Raw genomic sequence first — 18,787 nt, forward strand, 5'->3', positions numbered from 1 at the left:
AATCCGCTCAGGAGCGAAACGAAAGGCAGGGGCAAAGTCGTTATACAGATACTTGTACTTGAATGTATGGATCAAACAAAACCGAATCTAATGAGAACATTTCAGAGAGTAGCGTGGGTGTGGGGACTAGTACTATTGGTAGCTACATCAGCGTTGGCTGAGGGTGATAAGAAACCAGCCAAAGCGACGGCTGCGGAAGGAATAGAGTTTACGGATGCGGCCTGGGCAGCCGTTGTAAAGAAGGCAAAAGCAGAAAAGAAAATCATTTTCCTGGATGCCTACGCCAGCTGGTGTGGTCCCTGTAAGCTACTCCAGAAAAATGTGTTTACCCGTCCGGATGTGGGTGAGCTATTCAACAAGAACTTTGTGAACGTGAAGGTAGATATGGAGAAGGGCGAAGGACCTCAACTATCCCGTATGTTCCCGCTGGAAGCTTATCCTACCTTGTTCTTTATTGATCCGAACGGAAAAGTACTTAAGAAGGTAATCGGCTACCAGTCGCCCGAGACGCTGATCAGCATCGGTAAGAGCCTTGTCACCAACCAGTAGTACTCTCAGATATTCATTAGAAGCCCGGCGCCAGCGCCGGGCTTTTTTATTAGAAAGTACTCTGGATTATTTCCACAATCCGACTGCGGTCGTGGTCGGTGAGGTTGGAGCCGGAAGGCAGGCAGAGTCCCCGCTCAAAAAGCTCCTCCGCGACCCGACCTCCAAAATAGGGAGCATCCCGAAATATCGGCTGCATGTGCATGGGCTTCCAGAGGGGCCGCGACTCTATGCTTTCTTCCTCAAGTCGTAGCCTGACCCTTTCGCGGGTAGTACCACCGGCCTCCGCCGGATCAATGGTGATACAGCTGAGCCAGCGGTTGGAGTAGGAACCTTCGGGCTCCTGCTGGAAGGCTATACCGGGTAGATGGCCAAGCTCCTGGGTATAGTAGGTGTAGTTGGCGCGGCGCTGGGCTACCCGTTCGTCCAGTACTTCCAGTTGTCCGCGTCCTATGCCCGCGCATACATTGCTCAGGCGGTAGTTGTAGCCAATGTGGGAGTGCTGGTAGTGCGGAGCCGGATCACGCGCCTGCGTAGCCAGGAAGCGAGCCTGATTAATCAGGGCTTTGTCGTTAGAGAGCAGAGCACCTCCGCCGGAGGTAGTAATGATCTTATTACCGTTGAAGGATAATACACTCATAGTACCGAAAGAGCCAAGCTTCCGCCCCCGGTAGCTGGAGCCCAGGGCCTCGGCCGCGTCTTCGATAAAGGGTACTTCGTACTTCTCGCATACAGCCAGTACTTCGTCCAGCCGGGCGGGCATTCCGTACAGATGTACTCCAATAACAGCCTTAGGCCTTTGGGCCTGAGCAGAGTACTTTTTGAGCGCCGTTTCGAGTGCTTCGGGACAGATGTTCCAGGTGGTAGGTTCGCTGTCTATAAACACAGGCGTAGCTCCCTGGTACACGATGGGATTGGCACTGGCCGCAAACGTGAATGACTGGCACAGTACCAGATCTCCCGGCCCGACGCCAAGCATCACCAGTGCCAGGTGCAAAGCCGCCGTGCCCGATGATAAGGCCGCGGCATGTGCTGTGCCCACGTAGCTGGCCAGCTCTCCTTCAAAAGCATTGACGTTAGGCCCAAGTGGGGCTACCCAGTTAGTGTCAAAGGCTTCCTGTACGTACTTAAGTTCATGTCCGCCGAGGTGTGGCGACGACAGCCATATCTTATCCTGAGGCATTAGGTAGGGCTCTGGTGGTAGGATGAAAGTGAATTAATGAAGTTCCTGGAAAAGTACTACCACTCATGGACCACCTCTACCACTTTCCCTGGATTACCCCGCACGACGGCGCCATCAGGTACATCCCTGACTACTACTGTACCCGCGCCTATTTTGCATCCGCGGCCAATGGTAAGGTTAGGTACTACCACGGCGCCGGCTCCTACCAGCGTACCTTCACCTACCTGTATGTTACCACACAGGATAGCCCCCGGAGCTATGTGTACATAATCGGCTATGCGGCAGTCATGGTCGACGGAGGCAGCGGTATTGATGATTACATGGCGGCCCAGAGTAGTGTCGGCCTGTACCGTGGCGCGGTGCAGGATGACGGTACCTTCGCCGATCTTGACGCTGGGATCTACCAGGGCTGACGAATGAACGGCCCGTCCGAAGGGGTGCTGTATCCGCTGAACGATCCTCCGGCGAACGTCATTGTAGCCAATGGCTACTATAATGGCGCGCTCGTGTTCGTACGCAGGATCGTAAGGACCTACTACCTCAATATTTCCGAGTGTTTTTCTGGCCGGATCATCATCAAATATAGCCTTTACGGTCCGTCCGTTGGAGTGGAGGCAGGAGGCTATTACTTTGGCATGGCCGCTGGCACCGTACAGAAGCATAGGGTCTGAAATTATGAATTAGTGAATGCTGAGTTATGCATGAAAGAAGAGAGAGTAAGTGCGTAAAATATATATCAATACACTCTTTACCCTTAGTAACTAAATAATTCAGAATTATTCATTCAGAACTCAGCATTATTTTTCATCAATTCCCCTCAAACTTCTCCATCGTCACGGAAGTGGCGGAGCTGATCCCTTCGCGGCGCAGGGTCTTCCAGATGGTTAAGGAAATGATTTTCAGGTCCAGCCCCAGCGACAGGTTGTCTACGTACCAAATGTCGTACTCAAACTTCTGCGTCCAGCTGATGGTGTTACGGCCATTGACCTGCGCCCAACCGGTGATGCCCGGACGTACCTGGTGGCGTCGGCGTTGCTGCTCGTTGTACAGGGGCAGGTACTCGACCAGCAGCGGCCTCGGGCCAATGAGGCTCATGTCGCCCCGGAGTACATTCCAGAGTTGGGGGAGCTCGTCGAGTGAGGTTTTACGAATAAAGCGCCCAACGGGCGTCAGTCGTTCCCCATCTGGAAGTAGCTGGCCGCTGGCATCGCGGCGGTCATTCATGGTCTTGAATTTGACCAGCGTAAATACCCTTTCGTGAAGGCCGGGACGCGGCTGGCGGAAAAAAGGAGAGCCGCGGTTGGCAAGCCAGAGCAACAGCGTAAGTAAAAGCAAAAGCGGCGACAGGACCATTAATCCTGCCGCCGCCGCCGTGGTATCTAATAGTCTTTTGCCAAACGCTCTGTACATGCGCCTATGGATCAGTACAAAGAAGGAAAACGCTGCGGTTCGGCTTCGTGCATAATGGCATAGACCGCCTCAAATATGTCCTCTATGTTGGGCTTCGAGAAGTAGTCTCCATCAGAACCATAGGCTGGCCGGTGTGGCTTGGCCGAAAGGGTCTGGGGCGGTGAGTCAAGCCAGCGGTAGGCGTTCTGTCCCTCTACTACCTGTTGCATCATGTAGGCCGACGCGCCTCCCGGTACATCCTCATCCGCAAACAGCACCCGGTTGGTTTTCTTTACGGACTCCACAATGCGGTGGTTGATGTCAAAAGGCAGGAGCGTTTGTACATCTATGACTTCTACACTTATACCCTGCTGCTCGAGTTGCGCGGCCGCCTCTAGCACGATACGACACATCGAGCCGTAGGTCACTACGGTAACGTCAGTACCTTCACGGAGTACTTCAGGCTCGCCCAGTGGCAGACACATGTCACCTATGTTGGAAGGCAGGCGCTCCTTCAGACGATACCCGTTCAGCGGTTCTATCACCAGGGCCGGATCGTCACCCTTCATAAGGGTGTTATAAAAACCAGCGGCCTGGGTAAAGCTGCGGGGTACCAGCACGTGCATGCCCCGGAGGCTGCCCAGCATAGCGCCTAGTTGCGAGCCGGAGTGCCAGATGCCCTCCAGGCGGTGTCCCCGCGACCGGATAATGACCGGGGCTTTCTGGCCGCCTGCCGTACGGTAGCGTAGGGTAGCCAGGTCGTCGGTAAGGGTAGCCAGCGCGTAAAATATATAGTCGAAGTACTGAATCTCTACGATAGGGCGGAGGCCACGCATGGCCAGTCCTATGCCCTGACCGATGATGGTCGTTTCGCGGATACCCGTATCGGTAATTCGGATCTCGCCGTATTTTTCCTGCAAGCCAGCCATTCCCTGATTTACATCTCCTATATGGCCTACATCTTCACCAAGAGCCACCACGCGGGGGTCCTTAGTAAAGAGAGCATCGAAGTACGAGCGGATAATGTCACGTCCGTCCAGCAGGGGGCCGGCTTCCTCATAGGTAGCGGCCACAGCCTCTACCTTCAGGGGCGATTCGTCCGACTCGCTGTACAGGTTATGGCTGTACCGCAATGTATTATTTTCAAACTCCTGGTGCAGCCAGTTCTGGAGGGGGCGGCGCACTTCCGGTGTAGCCGTAGCCATTATACGTAGGGCTTTACGAACAGTAGACACACTATCCCGGCGCAGGGGCTGGTAGGTTTTGCGTAGCTCGGTAGCCAGCTCCCGTACCGCTTCCCCGTTAGGAGTTTCTTCGGCCGCTTTTTCCAGCAGGCCTATCATCTGGCGATGCTCCTCTTCGATATCCTGACGAAATGCTTTCCACGACTTGTTGCGGCTATCGCGGGCGGTTTCTCTGGCTTCTTTTTCGATAGCCATTACCTCTTCCTCGGTAGCATAGCCATTTTTCAGGATCCACTCCCTGAACCGCTGGTTGCAGTCGTGCTCCGCTTCCCACTTCAGGCGCTCCCGGCTTTTGTAGCGCTCATGGGAGCCCGAGGTAGAGTGCCCCTGCGGCTGGGTAAGCTCCTGCACGTGTACCAGCACTGGTACTTGTTCGTTGCGACAGAGCGCGGCGGCCTTCTGGTACGTTTCAATAAGAGCGGGGTAGTCCCAGCCCTTTACGGTAAATATTTCGATACCGGCCTCGTCTTCGGTACGCTGCAGGCCAGCCAGAGCTTTGGAAATACTGCTCTTGGTAGTTTGGTAACGGATAGGTACGGATATACCGTAGCCATCGTCCCATACCGACATCAGCAGCGGTACCTGTAATACACCGGCTGCATTCATGGTTTCCCAGAACATCCCCTGCGACGTAGAGGCGTCGCCGATGGTGGCGAATACAATCTCGTTGCCCTGCTTGGAGAAAGTGCTGAGCTGGTGCAGCGTTTCGTTATAGCGGTATAGCTTGGAAGCGTAGGCCAACCCCAGAGAGCGGGGGATCTGCCCGGCCGTTGGCGAAATATCACATACTGAGTTGTAAAGTTTGGTCTGGTCGCGCCAGTGTCCCTCGTGGTCAAGCCAGCGGGTGGCGTAGTGCCCGTTCATAGAGCGCCCGCCCGTATGCGGGTCGTGGGCAATATCAGCATGTGCGTATAGTTGAGCAAAAAACTGCTGCCACGTCAGGTTGCCCAAAGCGGCTTCGACTGTCTGGTCACGGTAGTAGCCCGACCGGAAGTCACCCAGCCGGAAGGCCCGTGCCATAGCTACCTGCGCTACTTCCTTGCCATCACCGAATATTCCGAACTTTGCCCGGCCGCCCATCACATCTTTCCGTCCCAGCAGGCTCACCTGTCGACTCTCGCAGGCTATGCGGTAGTCTTCAAGTATCTTCTCCTGTGTCAGTACACTATTTTCGGGCAGAATATCGTTTATAAGCATAGTATTTCGGGTAACTGCAACGTTCAATAATCGTGTAGTTAATATACGGATTAGAACGTTTTAGGTCAAAAATAAATTAAAATCCTTCTCCTTTCAAAAAAACGAATTCTTATGTTTCTTTGTTGGAAAGGTGCTACAATAGTCAAAAGTTTGGCAAACCTTTTGTATACTAACCAAGTGTTGTCTTAGCAAACAAATTTTTCACAACTAAATTTTGAGGGTATCATGAAAAAATTTTTTTCGGTTTTGGTAGTGTTGTTATCAGTAGCAACGTTCAGCTATGCGCAGAAAGGAGTAATGAAGTTCAAGGCAGAAACGCATAGCTTCGGAAAAATCGAGCAGGGTAAGCCTGTTACGCATGAGTTTACTTTTACCAACACAGGTACTGATCCAATTGTTATCTCTAACGTAAGTGCCTCATGTGGCTGTACTACGCCTAGCTATACCAAAGATCCCGTACTACCTGGTAAGACTGGTTCGATCAAAGCTACCTACAATGCCGCTGCTATGGGTTCTTTCAATAAGTCCGTAACCGTATTCAGCAACTCAGAGTCACCAAGCATTACACTGTTCCTGAAAGGTGAGGTAGTTCCGAAAGAGCAGGCTGTCAAAGCATCGACTAAGAAATAAGCCTTCCGGGTTATTTATATAGCATTTCAACAAGAGCGGCCTCCCCATGTGGGGAGGCCGCTCTTGTTTTGTAGGGTACTTTCCGTCAGGCAAAGTAGTTGATAGTCTTAATATCCGCCCCGGTCGTAGAAGGAGCGACGGCGGGTGAGTTTGAGATCCTGCAGGATGGACGACTTGGCCTTCAGCGTAAAGTTGTAGTTGCTAACCCGGAACTGGCTACCCGCGAAGGGAGTCCAGTTGAAGCTCATGTCCCAGCAGTGCAGGTCGCGGTAGAGCGTGAGGGTAGTAATCGAGGGCTTGAAGGCCACAAAGTCAAAGCCCGACTGTACGCTTAGTTTCCACTTGGGCGTCAGGCTCAGGTCACCCGTTACGTTTACAGTCTGAATGAGGCTGGGATCCTGCAGACCTATGCGCGACAGGCCGAAGTTGTAGTTCAGGGTTACGTTCCAGGGTATATTAAAGTCTACGTACAGATCAGGATTCCGTTCGATAAACTCGAGCTGCTCTTCGGTAGCTGTAGGGCTATTAGGAGGCGTATTGATATTGTTAACCCCGGTTGGAGTGGGCTGGGTCCTGTTGTTCCCCTTTTTGGGAGAGAAACTGGTACCTACCGCCAGGTTCAGGTTTTGCAGCCGGGCCAGGCCCTGTCCTCTGGTAATGGCAAATTCGTTGATCTTGATCCCGGGAGAGTTGATAAAGGTACTGCCCGTGCGCGTGTCAGGTACATAGGCGTAGGGATCAAAGTTCATGTTGAAGTTCAGGTTCAGGTTCTGACCGATCCGGGCGTTGGCGTTGACGTTGACGTTGGACAGATTGAGCGAGTCGGCCAGCATGTTGTACGACCCTCCAATACTCAGGTTGTCGAGCAGGGATACCTTTTCGAACTGGGTCGCTGCCGTATCACTCCTGGACCGGAGCTTCATTTCAAAGGAGTTGTTGATACTATACGATACCACACCGGCCGCTCGGGATGAGCCCGACCCAACACCACCATTTAACCCCCGAAAGCGGGACAACATACGCGTTTCGCCCATATCGTTGATGGTTACCTGCTGATAGAAGCTATTATTGGTAGAGAAATCAGGGGTATAGCTGAACGAGAGTGAGGGGATAACAGTATGCCGAATAGCCTCCAGTCGACGCCCCCGCACAAAGAAGGTACCGTAGAAACGGGTGTTCATGCCCGCTCCAAAACCGTACGTGTATTGGGTAGCGATGGTATTGACGGTATCAATCCGGACTTGGTTGTTGCCCAGGTACGTGTAGTTGTACTTCTTCGTAAATACCTCCCCCTGCAGTGAGATACTGGGTGTAAAGTTGATGTAGCGCATCAACTTGAAGTTAGGCAGCGAGATAGGGAGCGAGTACCGTCCCGCAAACTGCGCATCGCGAAGCATGGTAGGCAGATTGGCAAACTCAAACGGAATGACTACCTCGGTACTTCTGATTCTTGACGTATCTATCGGATTGGCAATGGTAAAGCCAAGCCGGGCAGAGGAAGTATCAATAGGAGCAAGAGCGTTTGACAGGGTATAGTTTCCGGTGAATTCCATACCCAGACGGAAGCTCTCGTACCAGCGCCCGATACCGCCGTTGAGGGCAAAGGGAGCGATCTGGTTAATACCAAAGTTAAAGTCGGATGATACGGCCGTTTTGCCTCCTTCACGCAGGCCGGTCCGCTGGTTGTACTGTCCGAAGTTCTGGTTAACCCGTACACTGGCTCCCGCCCGGGCGTATTGTCCGAAGTTGCGGTTGTACTGCACCGACGAGGTCGCGATGTTGGAGATGTACCGCTGCGTCTCGATGGCGTTAAACTGGTTGAAGCTGTTGCTCGTGATGTTGACGTTGGCCGAGAAGGTAGAGGTACCTCGTGGCACCGGCGCATGCGACCACAGCAGGCTGAAGTCATTACGGCCAGGTACCCGCATGATCCGGTCGATCTCGTCGCCGGAGCGGTTGCGGTTAAAGCGGAACGCAAAGTTACCGTTGTAGCGGTAGCGCTTGGCGTAGGTAGAGGCCACCCCGGCTCCCCAGCTACCGGTAGAGTAGATCTGCCCGGTAATGGCGGCATTGACATACTTGCTGATGGCAAAGTAGTAGCCTCCGTCGCGCAGGTAGAAGCCGCGGCCGTTGGGTTCTTCACCGTACTGCGGGAACAGGATCCCCGATGTACCTATCTCTTTCTTTTTGGGAAACGGGAAAAAACCAAAGGGCAAGCCTATAGGTAAGGGTACATCGGCTATCACCAGGTTAAAGGGGCCGGACACGACCTGCTTGTTCTCAATGACTTTCAGCTTAGGCGCGTTGATATGAAAGTGCGGATGCGTAAGGGTACAGGTGGTATAGATGGAGCCGTGAATAAACAGGTTTCCTTCGTCGTCCCGTTTGACCCGGTTTCCCCGTATATTTCCCTCACCCTGCTGGGTCACTACCCCGCGACTAATTCCCTTCTTACTCTTGAAGTTATAGCGCATTTCCTGGGCATTGAAAGTCTCCGGTCCATCCTGGAATACCGGGTCCCCGACTACCTTCTTCGCCGTTGAGTCGTAAGTGCCTTTTGCAAACACTTCGTTCGTTACCCAGTTAAGTCTTATGTAACTTGCTTGCAATTTTATGCTTCCGTACGTAACTTGTGCATTACCATACAGATGCACCTGCTTGCCGTCAACGTCCATAATGGTGGAGTCTTCGGCGGCATATTCTACTACGGCCTGCAGGTCGCTCTGCTGGGCCAGCGTATCGGTCTGGGTGGAGTCAGTGGTAACGGCTATACCTGAGGGAGTTCCGCTGGTATCCGCCGGGATCGTATCAGTTCTGGGTACACTAACACCGGGTACCGCCGTACCGGGTACTGCCGTACCGGGTACTGCCGTACCGGGTACTGCCGTACCGGGTACTGCCGTACCGGGTACCGCTGTACCGGGTGCCGTAGCACGGGGTATACCTGTACCATCCGCCGGACGTATAACCGGACGAGTGGTTTGAGGCTGGCGGGAGAGGCCTGGTAGACGAGGTTTCCGCTGCTGGGCGTTTGCCTGCCCCATCAGCATCACCATCAACAGGCCCAGCCATATAATAATAGCTTGTTTTTTCAGTTGTGTAAATAGATTATTTTTGTAAAAGGAAGCCAAAATTAGCAGAGAATTCTCTTTCAAGTAACGCACCAACCCTAAATTTAATGTTAAAAGTTCTTAAAATCGTAGGCGCAGCAGGTTGTTTGATGTTGAGTGTAGCCTTTGCTTTTCAAGAAGAACCCGAGCCTGAAAACGACCCGCGGAAAATTGATGTAGTTGTGATCGATGCCGGTCATGGAGGCCATGACATTGGCACCCGCGGACGGGTAGCCCGCGAGTCACGTACGACCCTCAAAATAGCTCAGGCTCTGGGACGTAAAATTAAGGCAGAAATGCCGGAGGTGAAAGTACTTTATACCCGGACGTCAGATGTTTTTGTCGATCTGGCCGATCGCTCCGCTTTTGCCAACCGTAACAAGGCCGACCTATTCGTATCCATTCACTGTAACTACGCACCGGGCTCCAGCCGCGTCCATGGTACCGAGACCTACGTGATGGGACTTCACAAGACCGAAGGCAACCTGGAAGTAGCCAAGCGAGAGAACTCCGTTATTCTGCAGGAGGCTAACTACAAGCAAAAATACAAGGGCTTTGATCCTGATTCGCCGCTGGCGCATATCATGCTGGCCAACTACCAGAGTGCCTTCCTCACCAGCAGTCTGCGCTATGCCGACCACGTCGAGCATCAGTTCCAGACCATCACCCAGCGCGCCAGCCGCGGCGTTAAGCAGGCGGGATTCCTGGTACTATGGCGTACAACCATGCCTAGCGTACTGGTAGAGACCGGCTTCCTGAGCAACCCTACCGAAGAGGCGTATCTGAACTCGGATCGGGGACAGGACGAGGTGGCGGAGTCGCTTTACGCCGCATTTAAACAATACAAGCGTGAGATGGAACGATATTAGTCGTATTTTCGTAGCGAAAATAGCACTTAGTTCTGTCATCACTACTGTCCATGAAATTATCAAAGGAAGCAAAAGTCGGACTACTGGCTATCGTTACTATGACGATGCTGTATTTCGGCTTTAATTTTTTAAAAGGTTCTGATCTACTTTCCCGCACTAACAAGTACTACGTAGTTTACGATAATATAGATGGTCTTGCCGCGTCTAACCCTGTACTCCTGAACGGTTTATCAATAGGGCAGGTGAGCGAGATCAGTATCATGCAGAACAGAGGTAACCGTCTGCTGGTTACTCTTGATGTTAACAAAGACATACAGGTACATAAAGGTACCGTAGCGGTACTGGACGACGGAGGTCTGCTAGGTGGCAAGGTGATCCGGCTGGATATGGCCGCAACCGGACCTCTGCTGGAAGGCCAGGATACGCTCGTAGGTAGAAGAGAGGCCGGTATCTCTGCCCTGTTACAGGAGAAGGCCCTGCCCGTGATTGATCAGGCCGACTCACTCATGGCTCATCTGAATATGGTAGCTATGGGATTCCGCGAGACGGGTACCATCCTTAATCAGGTACTTCGCAACTACGACCAGACCGGCCAGGTACTACAGGGTACGCTACAGGATAATCGCGCTAATCTGGCGGCGCTGACGTCAAACCTTAACCAGCTGACGGCCTCACTGGTACAGACCGAAAAGGAACTGAAACCGCTGATGGTTAAAACCAACACCTTTGCCGACTCGCTCAACGCCCTGCGACTGGGTGAAACGCTGGCGGCTACCCGTCAGACCATTAACGAGATGAAGGGGATCCTGACTGAGATCAAGTCAGGAGATGGTACATTAGGTAAGCTGGCCAATGATCAGGCGCTCTACAACAACCTGAACTACACCCTGCTCAGCATGAACAAGCTGATGACCAACCTACGCGAGAATCCAAGCCGGTACCTGCACTTCTCGGTGTTTGGTAAAAAGGACAAGGGAACTGCCGAAACGGCTATCGATACTACGGTAAAGATCAAATCGCTGGACCCGGAGCCGACACAATAAGCTACCGGTTGGTCAACATGTATAGATACAGTAAGAAGACGTCTGGTGAGAGCCGGACGTCTTCTTTATTTTAGAACAATGGAAAAGGATATCGATTTATAATATATTCACGAGGTGCGTCATCCGATGGCGCTACCAAGTTCTTTTGTTCCAATTACACTTCATCAAGCCCAATGACCAATCAGAAGACTATTCCGCAACTAGTAGAAGAATTAAACCAGAAGTACGAAGCAGTCAAGCTGGGAGGAGGACCCAAGAAGATCGAAGCCCAGCACAAGAAAGGAAAGCTTACCGCCCGCGAGCGCATCCAGTACCTTATTGATCCCGGCACAGAGCTACTCGAAGTAGGTGCCTTTGTGGGCGAAGGGATGTACGAAGCCGAGGGCGGCTGCCCCTCGGGTGGGGTAGTGGTAGGTATAGGCTATGTGTCGGGCCGCTCCTGTGTGATAGTAGCCAACGATGCTACCGTCAAGGCCGGAGCCTGGTTTCCGATCACGGCCAAAAAGAACCTGCGGGCCCAGGAGATAGCCATGGAAAACCGCCTGCCCATCATCTACCTCGTCGATAGCGCGGGCGTATACCTGCCTATGCAGTCGGAGGTATTTGCCGACAAGGAGCACTTCGGACGCATCTTCCGCAACAACGCGCAGATGTCGGCAATGGGTATCGTACAGATAGCTGCCATTATGGGAAGCTGCGTAGCCGGTGGTGCCTACCTGCCCATCATGTCCGATGAAGCTCTCATTGTGGAAGGTACCGGCTCAGTATTCCTGGCGGGGCCGTACCTGGTCAAGTCGTCCATCGGCGAAGACGTAGACGCCGAAACGCTGGGAGGAGCCACCATGCACTGCGAAATATCCGGTGTGACCGACAACAAGTACCCCGACGACCAAAGCTGCCTCGATGCCATAAAGCGGCACATAGATAGGATAGGGGGGGCGGAGAAAGCGGGTTTTAACCGCACGGAGCCGGTAGCACCCGCTCGAAAGCCGGAGGAACTGTACGACCTGCTGCCCACCGACCGCATCAAGCCCTACGACATGCGCCATATACTGGAGTGCATCGTGGATGGAGGCGAACTGGACGAGTACAAACCCGACTACGGCAAGACGATCCTCTGCGCCTACGCCCGTGTAGACGGCTGGGCGGTGGGCATCGTAGCCAACCAACGTAAGATGGTGAAATCAGGTAAGGGGGAGATGCAGATGGGCGGTGTGATCTACGCCGACTCGGCCGACAAAGCCACCCGCTTTATCATGAACTGTAATCAGAAAAAAATACCACTGCTGTTCCTCCACGACGTGTCAGGCTTTATGGTAGGCAGCCGGGCCGAGCAGGGAGGTATTATCAAGGATGGAGCCAAGATGGTGAACGCCGTGGCTAATTCGGTAGTACCCAAGTTTGCGTTCATTGTGGGTAACTCTTACGGGGCCGGCAACTACGCCATGTGCGGCAAAGCCTACGACCCGCGCCTGATCTACGCCTGGCCTACGGCCCAAATGGCGGTAATGAGTGGAGCCTCAGCGGCCAAAACTTTATTGCAAATAGAGACGGCCTCGCTCAAAGCCAAAGGAGAGGTAATCACCCCCGAAGCCGAACAGGAGCTACTGAAAGAAATCACCGACCGGTATAACCGGGAACTATCGCCCTACTACGCCGCCGCCCGCCTGTGGGTAGATGGTATCATTGATCCCGTCGAAACAAGGCGGGTAATATCTATGGGTATCGAAGCGGCCAATCACGCTCCTATTACCAAGCCATTCAACGTAGGGGTGATACAAGTGTAGGATGTCATTTAGATATCTATGGCACAGTTCTAAACAGTGCCATAGGTCTACTACTACCGGTGCCACGGTTTGAACCGTGGCACCGGTCAATGTCAAATCCAGAAGCTAAAACCTTAAAAGCTATCAACCTAACCACCTAGCATACATGTCTGAAAAAATTGCCTTTATAGGTCTGGGAACCTTGGGTACTCCCATTGCGGCTAACCTCATACAGGATGGCCACGAGCTGACTGTCTGGAACCGTACCAAAGGAAAAGCCCAGTCGCTGCTGGATCAGGGAGCCAGAGAAGCCGATAGTCCCGAGGAGGCCGTAACACCCGGTGGAGTAGTGGTATCGGTACTGGCCGACGATGCCGCCGTGGAGGCTACTTTCAGTAAGGAAGTCCTGGAGCGACTGGGTAAAGGCAGTGTACATATTTCTATGAGTACCATTGCGCCAGCTACCGCCCGTCGCCTCGCTAAGCTCCATCAGCAGTACGGCGTAGCCTACATAGCGGCTCCCATCTTTGCCCGTCCCGACGCTGTATCGGCTCGTGTTGGTAACCTGTGCTTATCAGGTGAAGCTGCGGCTAAGGAGCGGGCCCGGACCGTGGTACAGCCGTTGGTCAAAGGCGTGTTTGATTTTGGCGAAGAGGTAGGGGCCGCCAACGTGGTCAAGCTGGCTGGTAACTACATGATTGCCGCCAGTATGGAGATGATGGCAGAGGCCTTCACCATGGCCGAAAAGAGCGGAGTGGCCCGGCAGGCTATCTACGATATGTTTACGCAAACGCTCTTTGCGGCTCCTATCTTTCAGAACTACGGCCGCATGATTGCGCAGAATACCTACGAGCCCGTAGGCTTCAAACTACCTCTCGGTCTGAAAGACCTCAACCTGGTACTCGAAACCGCATCGGAGGTACAGTCGCCGATGCCCCTGGCAAGTATGCTCCGCGACCGGCTCATTTCGGCCCGCGCCAAAGGCCGCGACCACCTCGACTGGACCGCCCTCGCGCAAGGCGTCTCAGACGACGCGGGTCTTTAAGGATCTCTTAAAATTACTCAGGCTCCCAGCAGTTAATAGGCTGGGAGCCTGCTTTTTTATCAGCTGCCCTCTCATCAACGCCGTTAAATAACTTTTGTATAAAATAGTTGGTCGTAGTGACAAAAAGTTAGTTCTTGGGCTTGTACTTACTTTAACTGAGTATAACCAAAGCTGCTCTACATGTTATCTCTACGCCATTGGCCCGTACTACTTCTGTTCTTTACCGGTTTCTTTTTCAATAGTGCTTGGGCGCAGAGCCGCTTTTCCGTCGCTCCTGTAGTAGCTCCCTTTTCTTCCTATGCAGAAGCACGCCTGAAAGAGCCGCATCGTTTCCAGTATAGTACCGGCCTTTCGCTAGGAGCTACAGCACACTATCATTTTTCGCCTGTCTGGTCGCTGGCTACAGGACTTTGGTATCAGTGGGCCTATGTTAATGGCCAGACAGGGACAAATTTTGAGCTTTTTCGAATTAAGGAGCAGTACCTCGAGTTTCCGCTGCTGCTCAACTACCGTCCTACGGCTAGAAAAGTCTCTCCCTATTTCTCGGCAGGTATGTTGCTCTCCAAGCAACCGGGTTATTATCGATCGCTGGTATCCAAGGTACAACTGGGTGCGGGGGTGTCGTATCAGCTAAATCAGCGACTCGCAGTGGTAGTGCAACCTACCCTGGTACTTGGCTCCGATAAATACGCGCGGCACTACCCGCCCAAGCGGCTCCTTAGCCTACAGACGCAACTAGTATACCATTTAGCCAGACCAAAACAGAAGGAGTAATGAAAATAAATAGTGTAATTCTAAGAAAAGGAGTGGCCTGGGCTCTAGCGGCTCTACTGCTTGCCGTGATGCACAGCGGCCATGCCCAGAGCCGTTTTTCTGCGTCCCTCACGGTCGCGCCCAGTCTTACCCGAGTAGTGCATCAGGATGAAGCAGATCTTATTACCCGTAACCCCTATAAACAACTAGGCTACCAACTGGGGACACAGCTGTATTATCACTTCTCCGATCAGTGGTCAGTTTCTTCGGGACTGTGGTTGGAATGGAACCAAATTCCGAGTAAGTATTATGACGCTGTACCTGGATCGCTTGCATTTGAAAGGTCTTTCCATCATAACTTTCAGATACCCATTCTACTGAACTACCAGACTACTACAAAACGTTTGGCGCCGTACTTTTCAGCCGGCTTGGTATTACATAAAGCTAAGTACTCTTATATAGTAATTAGAACCACAACCGGGGAGGAAACCGAACATGGGTCCAACTTTTACAGTCCGATACTCCCGCGTCTGCTGCTGGGAGCCGGCATAAAGTATCGGCTCAACGAACACCTGTCGCTCATTACGCAGCCAGTTATTATGTATGAAGTAGAAAAGGAGAGAGGTAAGCGCGTCTTCCAGTACAGCCTCCAGACGCAGCTGGTGTGCCGGTTTTGATAGAGCATTAATATCCCGTATTGCCGCATTATTTTCAACCCATAACTACCAATAAAATCTACTTCATGAAGAAGCTATTCCTTGTTCTTGCTCTATTATTCAACAGCTATTGGGGTATTTGTCAGATGAGTACCCATAGTGTCAAAGCAGGTGTATCCTATGTACAATTTGGAAGTGGTGATCTGGTAGGGTTTAACTACTACAATGAGTATAACCAAAGTATTACCCCATATATGACCATTGCCCCATCCCTGCACGTGGGGTATGGTTCCAGAGATGAGGGGTATGCACGATTCACGAAGGCTTCTATCTCTCTTGATCCCAATTTTTTTGTATCACCCATGCGGTTTGATCGGAGCAAGATCCGTCTGGGTATTGGTCCCTCACTACGCTATACATCCAGTTCATTGCCAACTTCCTATGGGTATTCACTCGTAGGCCCAATTCCGGATCGTCCCACCGATCAGGCTACCTATGCCATTGATCTGAATTATACGCGTCCTATGAACTATTGGGCTATGGGATATACCGTAGCACTTGAAGGCGAAGTAACCCTTGACCGCGGGTGGAGTACTGGTATAAGGGCATCATTCCAGAATTATACAAGTGGCGGAATGGTAGCTAACATAGGCTTGAACGTAGGGTATCAATTTTAAATCCGCATTACTTATCTATTTATGGGATCTACTACGAATACACTCTACGTAGCTTGTATTCGTAGTAGTAAATCATGTTCGAATGCCACACTCCTACGATAGTCTTTCCTAAACCTTCTAATATTTTCTCGTTAATACATCTACCTCTCTTCCCTGTTAAATATGGTTGGAGGTTTATTGTCTGCCTAATGATAGCGAAGCATCAAAGTGTTCCTTCTGTTCAATGCTATAATGGTATCTTGTCTAATAGCTTTTGTCTATTAAGTCATAGAAAATATAGATTTTCATTATGATGTGGGTTGATTTAGATTTGTCGCATCATTAACCCTAAATCTACCACATATGTCTAATAGCATAGGCCCAAACACCAACGTACTGGAGGTAAATGACGACAGCAAAGTCAACACCGTAGGCAAGTGCCCATTTTCGAGTGGAGCTCTTAACAAAAGTGCTGGCGGAGGTACCAGAAATCATGACTGGTGGCCCAATCAGTTAAAGTTGAATATTCTGCGCCAGCACTCTTCGCTGTCCAACCCGATGGATGAAGGCTTCAACTACGCCGAAGAGTTCAAGACCCTGGATCTGGCGGAGGTAAAGAAAGATATTTTTGAGCTGATGACCACCTCGCAGGACTGGTGGCCTGCCGACTACGGTCACTACGGTCCGTTCTTTATCCGGATGGCCTGGCACAGCGCGGGTACCTACCGCATCGGCGATGGCCGGGGTGGCGCGGGTGCCGGTATGCAACGCTTTGCGCCCCTCAACAGTTGGCCTGATAACGCCAACCTCGACAAGGCACGCCTGTTGCTGTGGCCTGTAAAGCAGAAATACGGCCGCAAGCTTTCGTGGGCTGACCTGATGATCCTTACTGGTAACTGTGCCCTTGAATCCATGGGTTTCAAAACGTTTGGATTTGCCGGCGGACGGGCGGATGTATGGGAGCCTCAGGAAGACGTGTACTGGGGATCCGAAACCGAGTGGCTGGGTGACAGCGCCAGGTATGCGGGTAGCACAGAACATAAACGTACGCTTGAGCATCCACTTGGGGCCTCACACATGGGACTTATCTACGTCAACCCCGAAGGTCCGGGTGGAAAGCCTGACCCGCTGGCGGCTGCCCAGGACATTCGTGAAACCTTCGGCCGCATGGCTATGGACGACTACGAAACTGTAGCGCTGATCGCGGGTGGACACTCCTTCGGTAAAACCCACGGAGCTGCCGATCCTAACAAATATGTAAGCTCTGAACCAGCTGGAGCCACCATAGAAGAGCAAAGCACGGGCTGGCGGAACTCGTATGGTAGTGGTCACGGAGCGCATACTATTACCAGTGGTCTGGAAGGAGCCTGGACAACCACGCCTACCCAATGGAGCAACAACTTTTTTGAGAACCTCTTTGGCTTTGAGTGGGAGCTGACCAAGAGCCCCGGCGGAGCGCACCAGTGGAAGCCAGTAAATGGCGGCGGTGCCGGTACAGTACCCGATGCGCACGACCCTGCTGTAAAGCACGCACCTTTCATGCTTACGACCGACCTTGCCCTGCGCGTAGACCCGGCCTACGAGAAAATAGCAAGACGCTTCTTAGAGAATCCGGATGAGTTTGCCGACGCGTTTGCCCGCGCCTGGTTCAAACTGACGCACCGTGACATGGGACCCAAAGTGCTGTACCTGGGCTCAGAAGTACCCGCCGAAGACCTGATCTGGCAAGATCCCCTTCCGGCCGTTACGCATCCGCTGATTGATAATCAGGATATTGCTGCTATCAAGAAAAGAATACTGGCTTCGGGACTACCCATCTCTCAACTGGTATCTACCGCCTGGGCATCAGCCTCTACCTTCCGTGGCTCCGACAAGCGTGGTGGAGCCAATGGCGCCCGGGTTCGTCTGGCCCCGCAGAAAGATTGGGAAGTCAATAACCCAGGACAGCTGGCGACCGTGCTGGCAACGCTTGAGGTGATTCGGCAGGAATTGGAAAGCACGCTGTCTGGGGGTAAGAAGGTATCACTTGCCGATCTGATCGTATTGGCTGGTTGTGCAGGTGTGGAGCAGGCGGCCCGTAACGCCGGTTTTGAAGTAACAGTACCCTTTACACCGGGACGTGTTGATGCCTCGCAGGAGCAAACGGATGTGCAGTCATTTGATGCTCTTGAGCCCGCAGCCGACGGGTTCCGCAACTACGCTAGCGCTAAGCATAAGGCCTCGGCAGAAGACATGCTGATCGACAAAGCGCAGCTTCTGACACTGACGGCACCTGAGATGACCGTGCTCGTTGGAGGAATGCGGGTACTTAATACGAACTTTGACCACTCCCGACATGGTGTTTTTACCCACCGTCCGGAGGCTCTGACCAACGACTACTTCGTGAACCTGCTCGACCTGGGTACTACCTGGCGGGCTACTTCCGATGCGCAGACGGTGTTCGTAGGCAGCGACCGCAAAACCGGAGAGCCTAAGTGGTCGGGTACCCGCGTAGACCTCATCTTTGGTTCTAACTCCGAACTGCGCGCCATTGCCGAAGTCTACGGATGCAGCGATTCGCAGGAGAAGTTTGTACGTGACTTCATAGCCGCCTGGACCAAGGTGATGAATCTTGATCGTTTTGATCTGGCCTGATTATAAGTTATCGTAAATCCTCCTCTAGGGGTGGCCTGGAAACAGGCCACCCTCTTTTTGTTGACT

16 protein-coding genes are annotated in these 18,787 nt (G+C 52.5%); 10 read left to right on the forward strand and 6 right to left on the reverse strand.

Features of this window, described 5'->3' with window-relative positions:
• The first annotated feature begins 90 nt into the window (after positions 1-90).
• Positions 91-549, forward strand: a complete 459-nt coding sequence (locus JTN23_RS16020) for a thioredoxin family protein (RefSeq protein WP_247235949.1) — start codon at positions 91-93, stop codon at positions 547-549.
• A gap of 49 nt (positions 550-598) precedes the next feature.
• Here the strand turns inward: JTN23_RS16020 and JTN23_RS16025 are convergent, their stop codons facing one another.
• From JTN23_RS16025 to JTN23_RS16040, 4 genes are all read right to left on the reverse strand, one after another.
• Positions 599-1,729 (reverse strand): DegT/DnrJ/EryC1/StrS family aminotransferase, encoded by a 1,131-nt coding sequence (locus tag JTN23_RS16025; protein WP_247235951.1) that lies wholly within the window; start codon positions 1,727-1,729, stop codon positions 599-601.
• Positions 1,730-1,785: 56 nt separating this feature from the next.
• A complete protein-coding gene (locus JTN23_RS16030; RefSeq protein ID WP_247235953.1) occupies positions 1,786-2,391 on the reverse strand; it encodes an acetyltransferase in 606 nt (201 codons plus the stop codon).
• Between the two features lie 145 nt (positions 2,392-2,536).
• The gene (locus tag JTN23_RS16035) at positions 2,537-3,139 is read right to left on the reverse strand and encodes a sugar transferase (protein WP_247235955.1); all 603 of its coding nucleotides are present in this window, start codon (positions 3,137-3,139) and stop codon (positions 2,537-2,539) included.
• Positions 3,140-3,150: 11 nt separating this feature from the next.
• Entirely contained in the window at positions 3,151-5,559 is a 2,409-nt protein-coding gene (locus JTN23_RS16040) for an alpha-ketoacid dehydrogenase subunit alpha/beta (protein WP_247235957.1), read from the reverse strand.
• Between the two features lie 225 nt (positions 5,560-5,784).
• Between JTN23_RS16040 and JTN23_RS16045 the strand changes: the two genes are divergently transcribed.
• Positions 5,785-6,189 carry a DUF1573 domain-containing protein gene (locus JTN23_RS16045; protein ID WP_247235959.1) on the forward strand — a complete coding sequence of 135 codons (405 nt, stop codon included), beginning with the start codon at positions 5,785-5,787 and terminating at the stop codon, positions 6,187-6,189.
• 107 nt (positions 6,190-6,296) lie between these two features.
• On the opposite strand, the gene JTN23_RS16050 is transcribed toward JTN23_RS16045, so the two are convergent.
• Positions 6,297-9,320 (reverse strand): putative LPS assembly protein LptD, encoded by a 3,024-nt coding sequence (locus tag JTN23_RS16050; protein ID WP_247235961.1) that lies wholly within the window; start codon positions 9,318-9,320, stop codon positions 6,297-6,299.
• A gap of 47 nt (positions 9,321-9,367) precedes the next feature.
• Here JTN23_RS16050 and JTN23_RS16055 point away from each other — a divergent pair, with 47 nt between their 5' ends.
• The 5 genes from JTN23_RS16055 to JTN23_RS16075 all read left to right on the forward strand — a co-directional run bounded on the left by JTN23_RS16055 (position 9,368) and on the right by JTN23_RS16075 (position 14,796).
• Positions 9,368-10,168 (forward strand): N-acetylmuramoyl-L-alanine amidase family protein, encoded by an 801-nt coding sequence (locus tag JTN23_RS16055; RefSeq protein WP_247235963.1) that lies wholly within the window; start codon positions 9,368-9,370, stop codon positions 10,166-10,168.
• Between the two features lie 50 nt (positions 10,169-10,218).
• Positions 10,219-11,211 carry an MlaD family protein gene (locus JTN23_RS16060; RefSeq protein WP_247235971.1) on the forward strand — a complete coding sequence of 331 codons (993 nt, stop codon included), beginning with the start codon at positions 10,219-10,221 and terminating at the stop codon, positions 11,209-11,211.
• A gap of 173 nt (positions 11,212-11,384) precedes the next feature.
• A complete protein-coding gene (locus JTN23_RS16065; RefSeq protein WP_247235973.1) occupies positions 11,385-12,998 on the forward strand; it encodes an acyl-CoA carboxylase subunit beta in 1,614 nt (537 codons plus the stop codon).
• A 145-nt stretch (positions 12,999-13,143) separates the two neighbouring features.
• Positions 13,144-14,022: an NAD(P)-dependent oxidoreductase gene (locus JTN23_RS16070; RefSeq protein ID WP_247235974.1), complete on the forward strand. Its 879-nt coding sequence runs from the start codon at positions 13,144-13,146 to the stop codon at positions 14,020-14,022.
• A gap of 180 nt (positions 14,023-14,202) precedes the next feature.
• Entirely contained in the window at positions 14,203-14,796 is a 594-nt protein-coding gene (locus tag JTN23_RS16075; protein ID WP_247235976.1) for an outer membrane beta-barrel protein, read from the forward strand.
• A gap of 53 nt (positions 14,797-14,849) precedes the next feature.
• Here JTN23_RS16075 and JTN23_RS26045 read toward each other — a convergent pair whose 3' ends face one another.
• Positions 14,850-14,981: a hypothetical protein gene (locus JTN23_RS26045; protein WP_409049456.1), complete on the reverse strand. Its 132-nt coding sequence runs from the start codon at positions 14,979-14,981 to the stop codon at positions 14,850-14,852.
• Here JTN23_RS26045 and JTN23_RS16080 point away from each other — a divergent pair.
• The 3 genes from JTN23_RS16080 to katG all read left to right on the forward strand — a co-directional run bounded on the left by JTN23_RS16080 (position 14,934) and on the right by katG (position 18,721).
• Positions 14,934-15,452: an outer membrane beta-barrel protein gene (locus JTN23_RS16080; protein WP_409049455.1), complete on the forward strand. Its 519-nt coding sequence runs from the start codon at positions 14,934-14,936 to the stop codon at positions 15,450-15,452. The two genes, JTN23_RS26045 and JTN23_RS16080, sit on opposite strands and share 48 nt — an antisense overlap.
• 65 nt (positions 15,453-15,517) lie before the next feature.
• Entirely contained in the window at positions 15,518-16,108 is a 591-nt protein-coding gene (locus tag JTN23_RS16085) for a hypothetical protein (protein WP_247235978.1), read from the forward strand.
• 342 nt (positions 16,109-16,450) lie between these two features.
• On the forward strand, positions 16,451-18,721 hold the full coding sequence (gene katG / locus JTN23_RS16090; RefSeq protein WP_247235986.1) for a catalase/peroxidase HPI: 2,271 nt from the start codon (positions 16,451-16,453) through the stop codon (positions 18,719-18,721).
• Positions 18,722-18,787: the final 66 nt, after the last annotated feature.

Origin of the sequence: Telluribacter roseus (assembly GCF_017355915.2) — a bacterium.
GTDB lineage: Bacteria > Bacteroidota > Bacteroidia > Cytophagales > Spirosomataceae > Telluribacter.

Coding starts and splice junctions, on each gene's coding strand:
- JTN23_RS16020 (WP_247235949.1), top strand. CDS start 91: ATGAGAACATTTCAGAGAGTAGCGTGGGTGTGGGGACTAGTACTATTG.
- JTN23_RS16025 (WP_247235951.1), bottom strand. CDS start 1,729: ATGCCTCAGGATAAGATATGGCTGTCGTCGCCACACCTCGGCGGACAT.
- JTN23_RS16030 (WP_247235953.1), bottom strand. CDS start 2,391: ATGCTTCTGTACGGTGCCAGCGGCCATGCCAAAGTAATAGCCTCCTGC.
- JTN23_RS16035 (WP_247235955.1), bottom strand. CDS start 3,139: ATGTACAGAGCGTTTGGCAAAAGACTATTAGATACCACGGCGGCGGCG.
- JTN23_RS16040 (WP_247235957.1), bottom strand. CDS start 5,559: ATGCTTATAAACGATATTCTGCCCGAAAATAGTGTACTGACACAGGAG.
- JTN23_RS16045 (WP_247235959.1), top strand. CDS start 5,785: ATGAAAAAATTTTTTTCGGTTTTGGTAGTGTTGTTATCAGTAGCAACG.
- JTN23_RS16055 (WP_247235963.1), top strand. CDS start 9,368: ATGTTAAAAGTTCTTAAAATCGTAGGCGCAGCAGGTTGTTTGATGTTG.
- JTN23_RS16060 (WP_247235971.1), top strand. CDS start 10,219: ATGAAATTATCAAAGGAAGCAAAAGTCGGACTACTGGCTATCGTTACT.
- JTN23_RS16065 (WP_247235973.1), top strand. CDS start 11,385: ATGACCAATCAGAAGACTATTCCGCAACTAGTAGAAGAATTAAACCAG.
- JTN23_RS16070 (WP_247235974.1), top strand. CDS start 13,144: ATGTCTGAAAAAATTGCCTTTATAGGTCTGGGAACCTTGGGTACTCCC.
- JTN23_RS16075 (WP_247235976.1), top strand. CDS start 14,203: ATGTTATCTCTACGCCATTGGCCCGTACTACTTCTGTTCTTTACCGGT.
- JTN23_RS16085 (WP_247235978.1), top strand. CDS start 15,518: ATGAAGAAGCTATTCCTTGTTCTTGCTCTATTATTCAACAGCTATTGG.
- katG (WP_247235986.1), top strand. CDS start 16,451: ATGTCTAATAGCATAGGCCCAAACACCAACGTACTGGAGGTAAATGAC.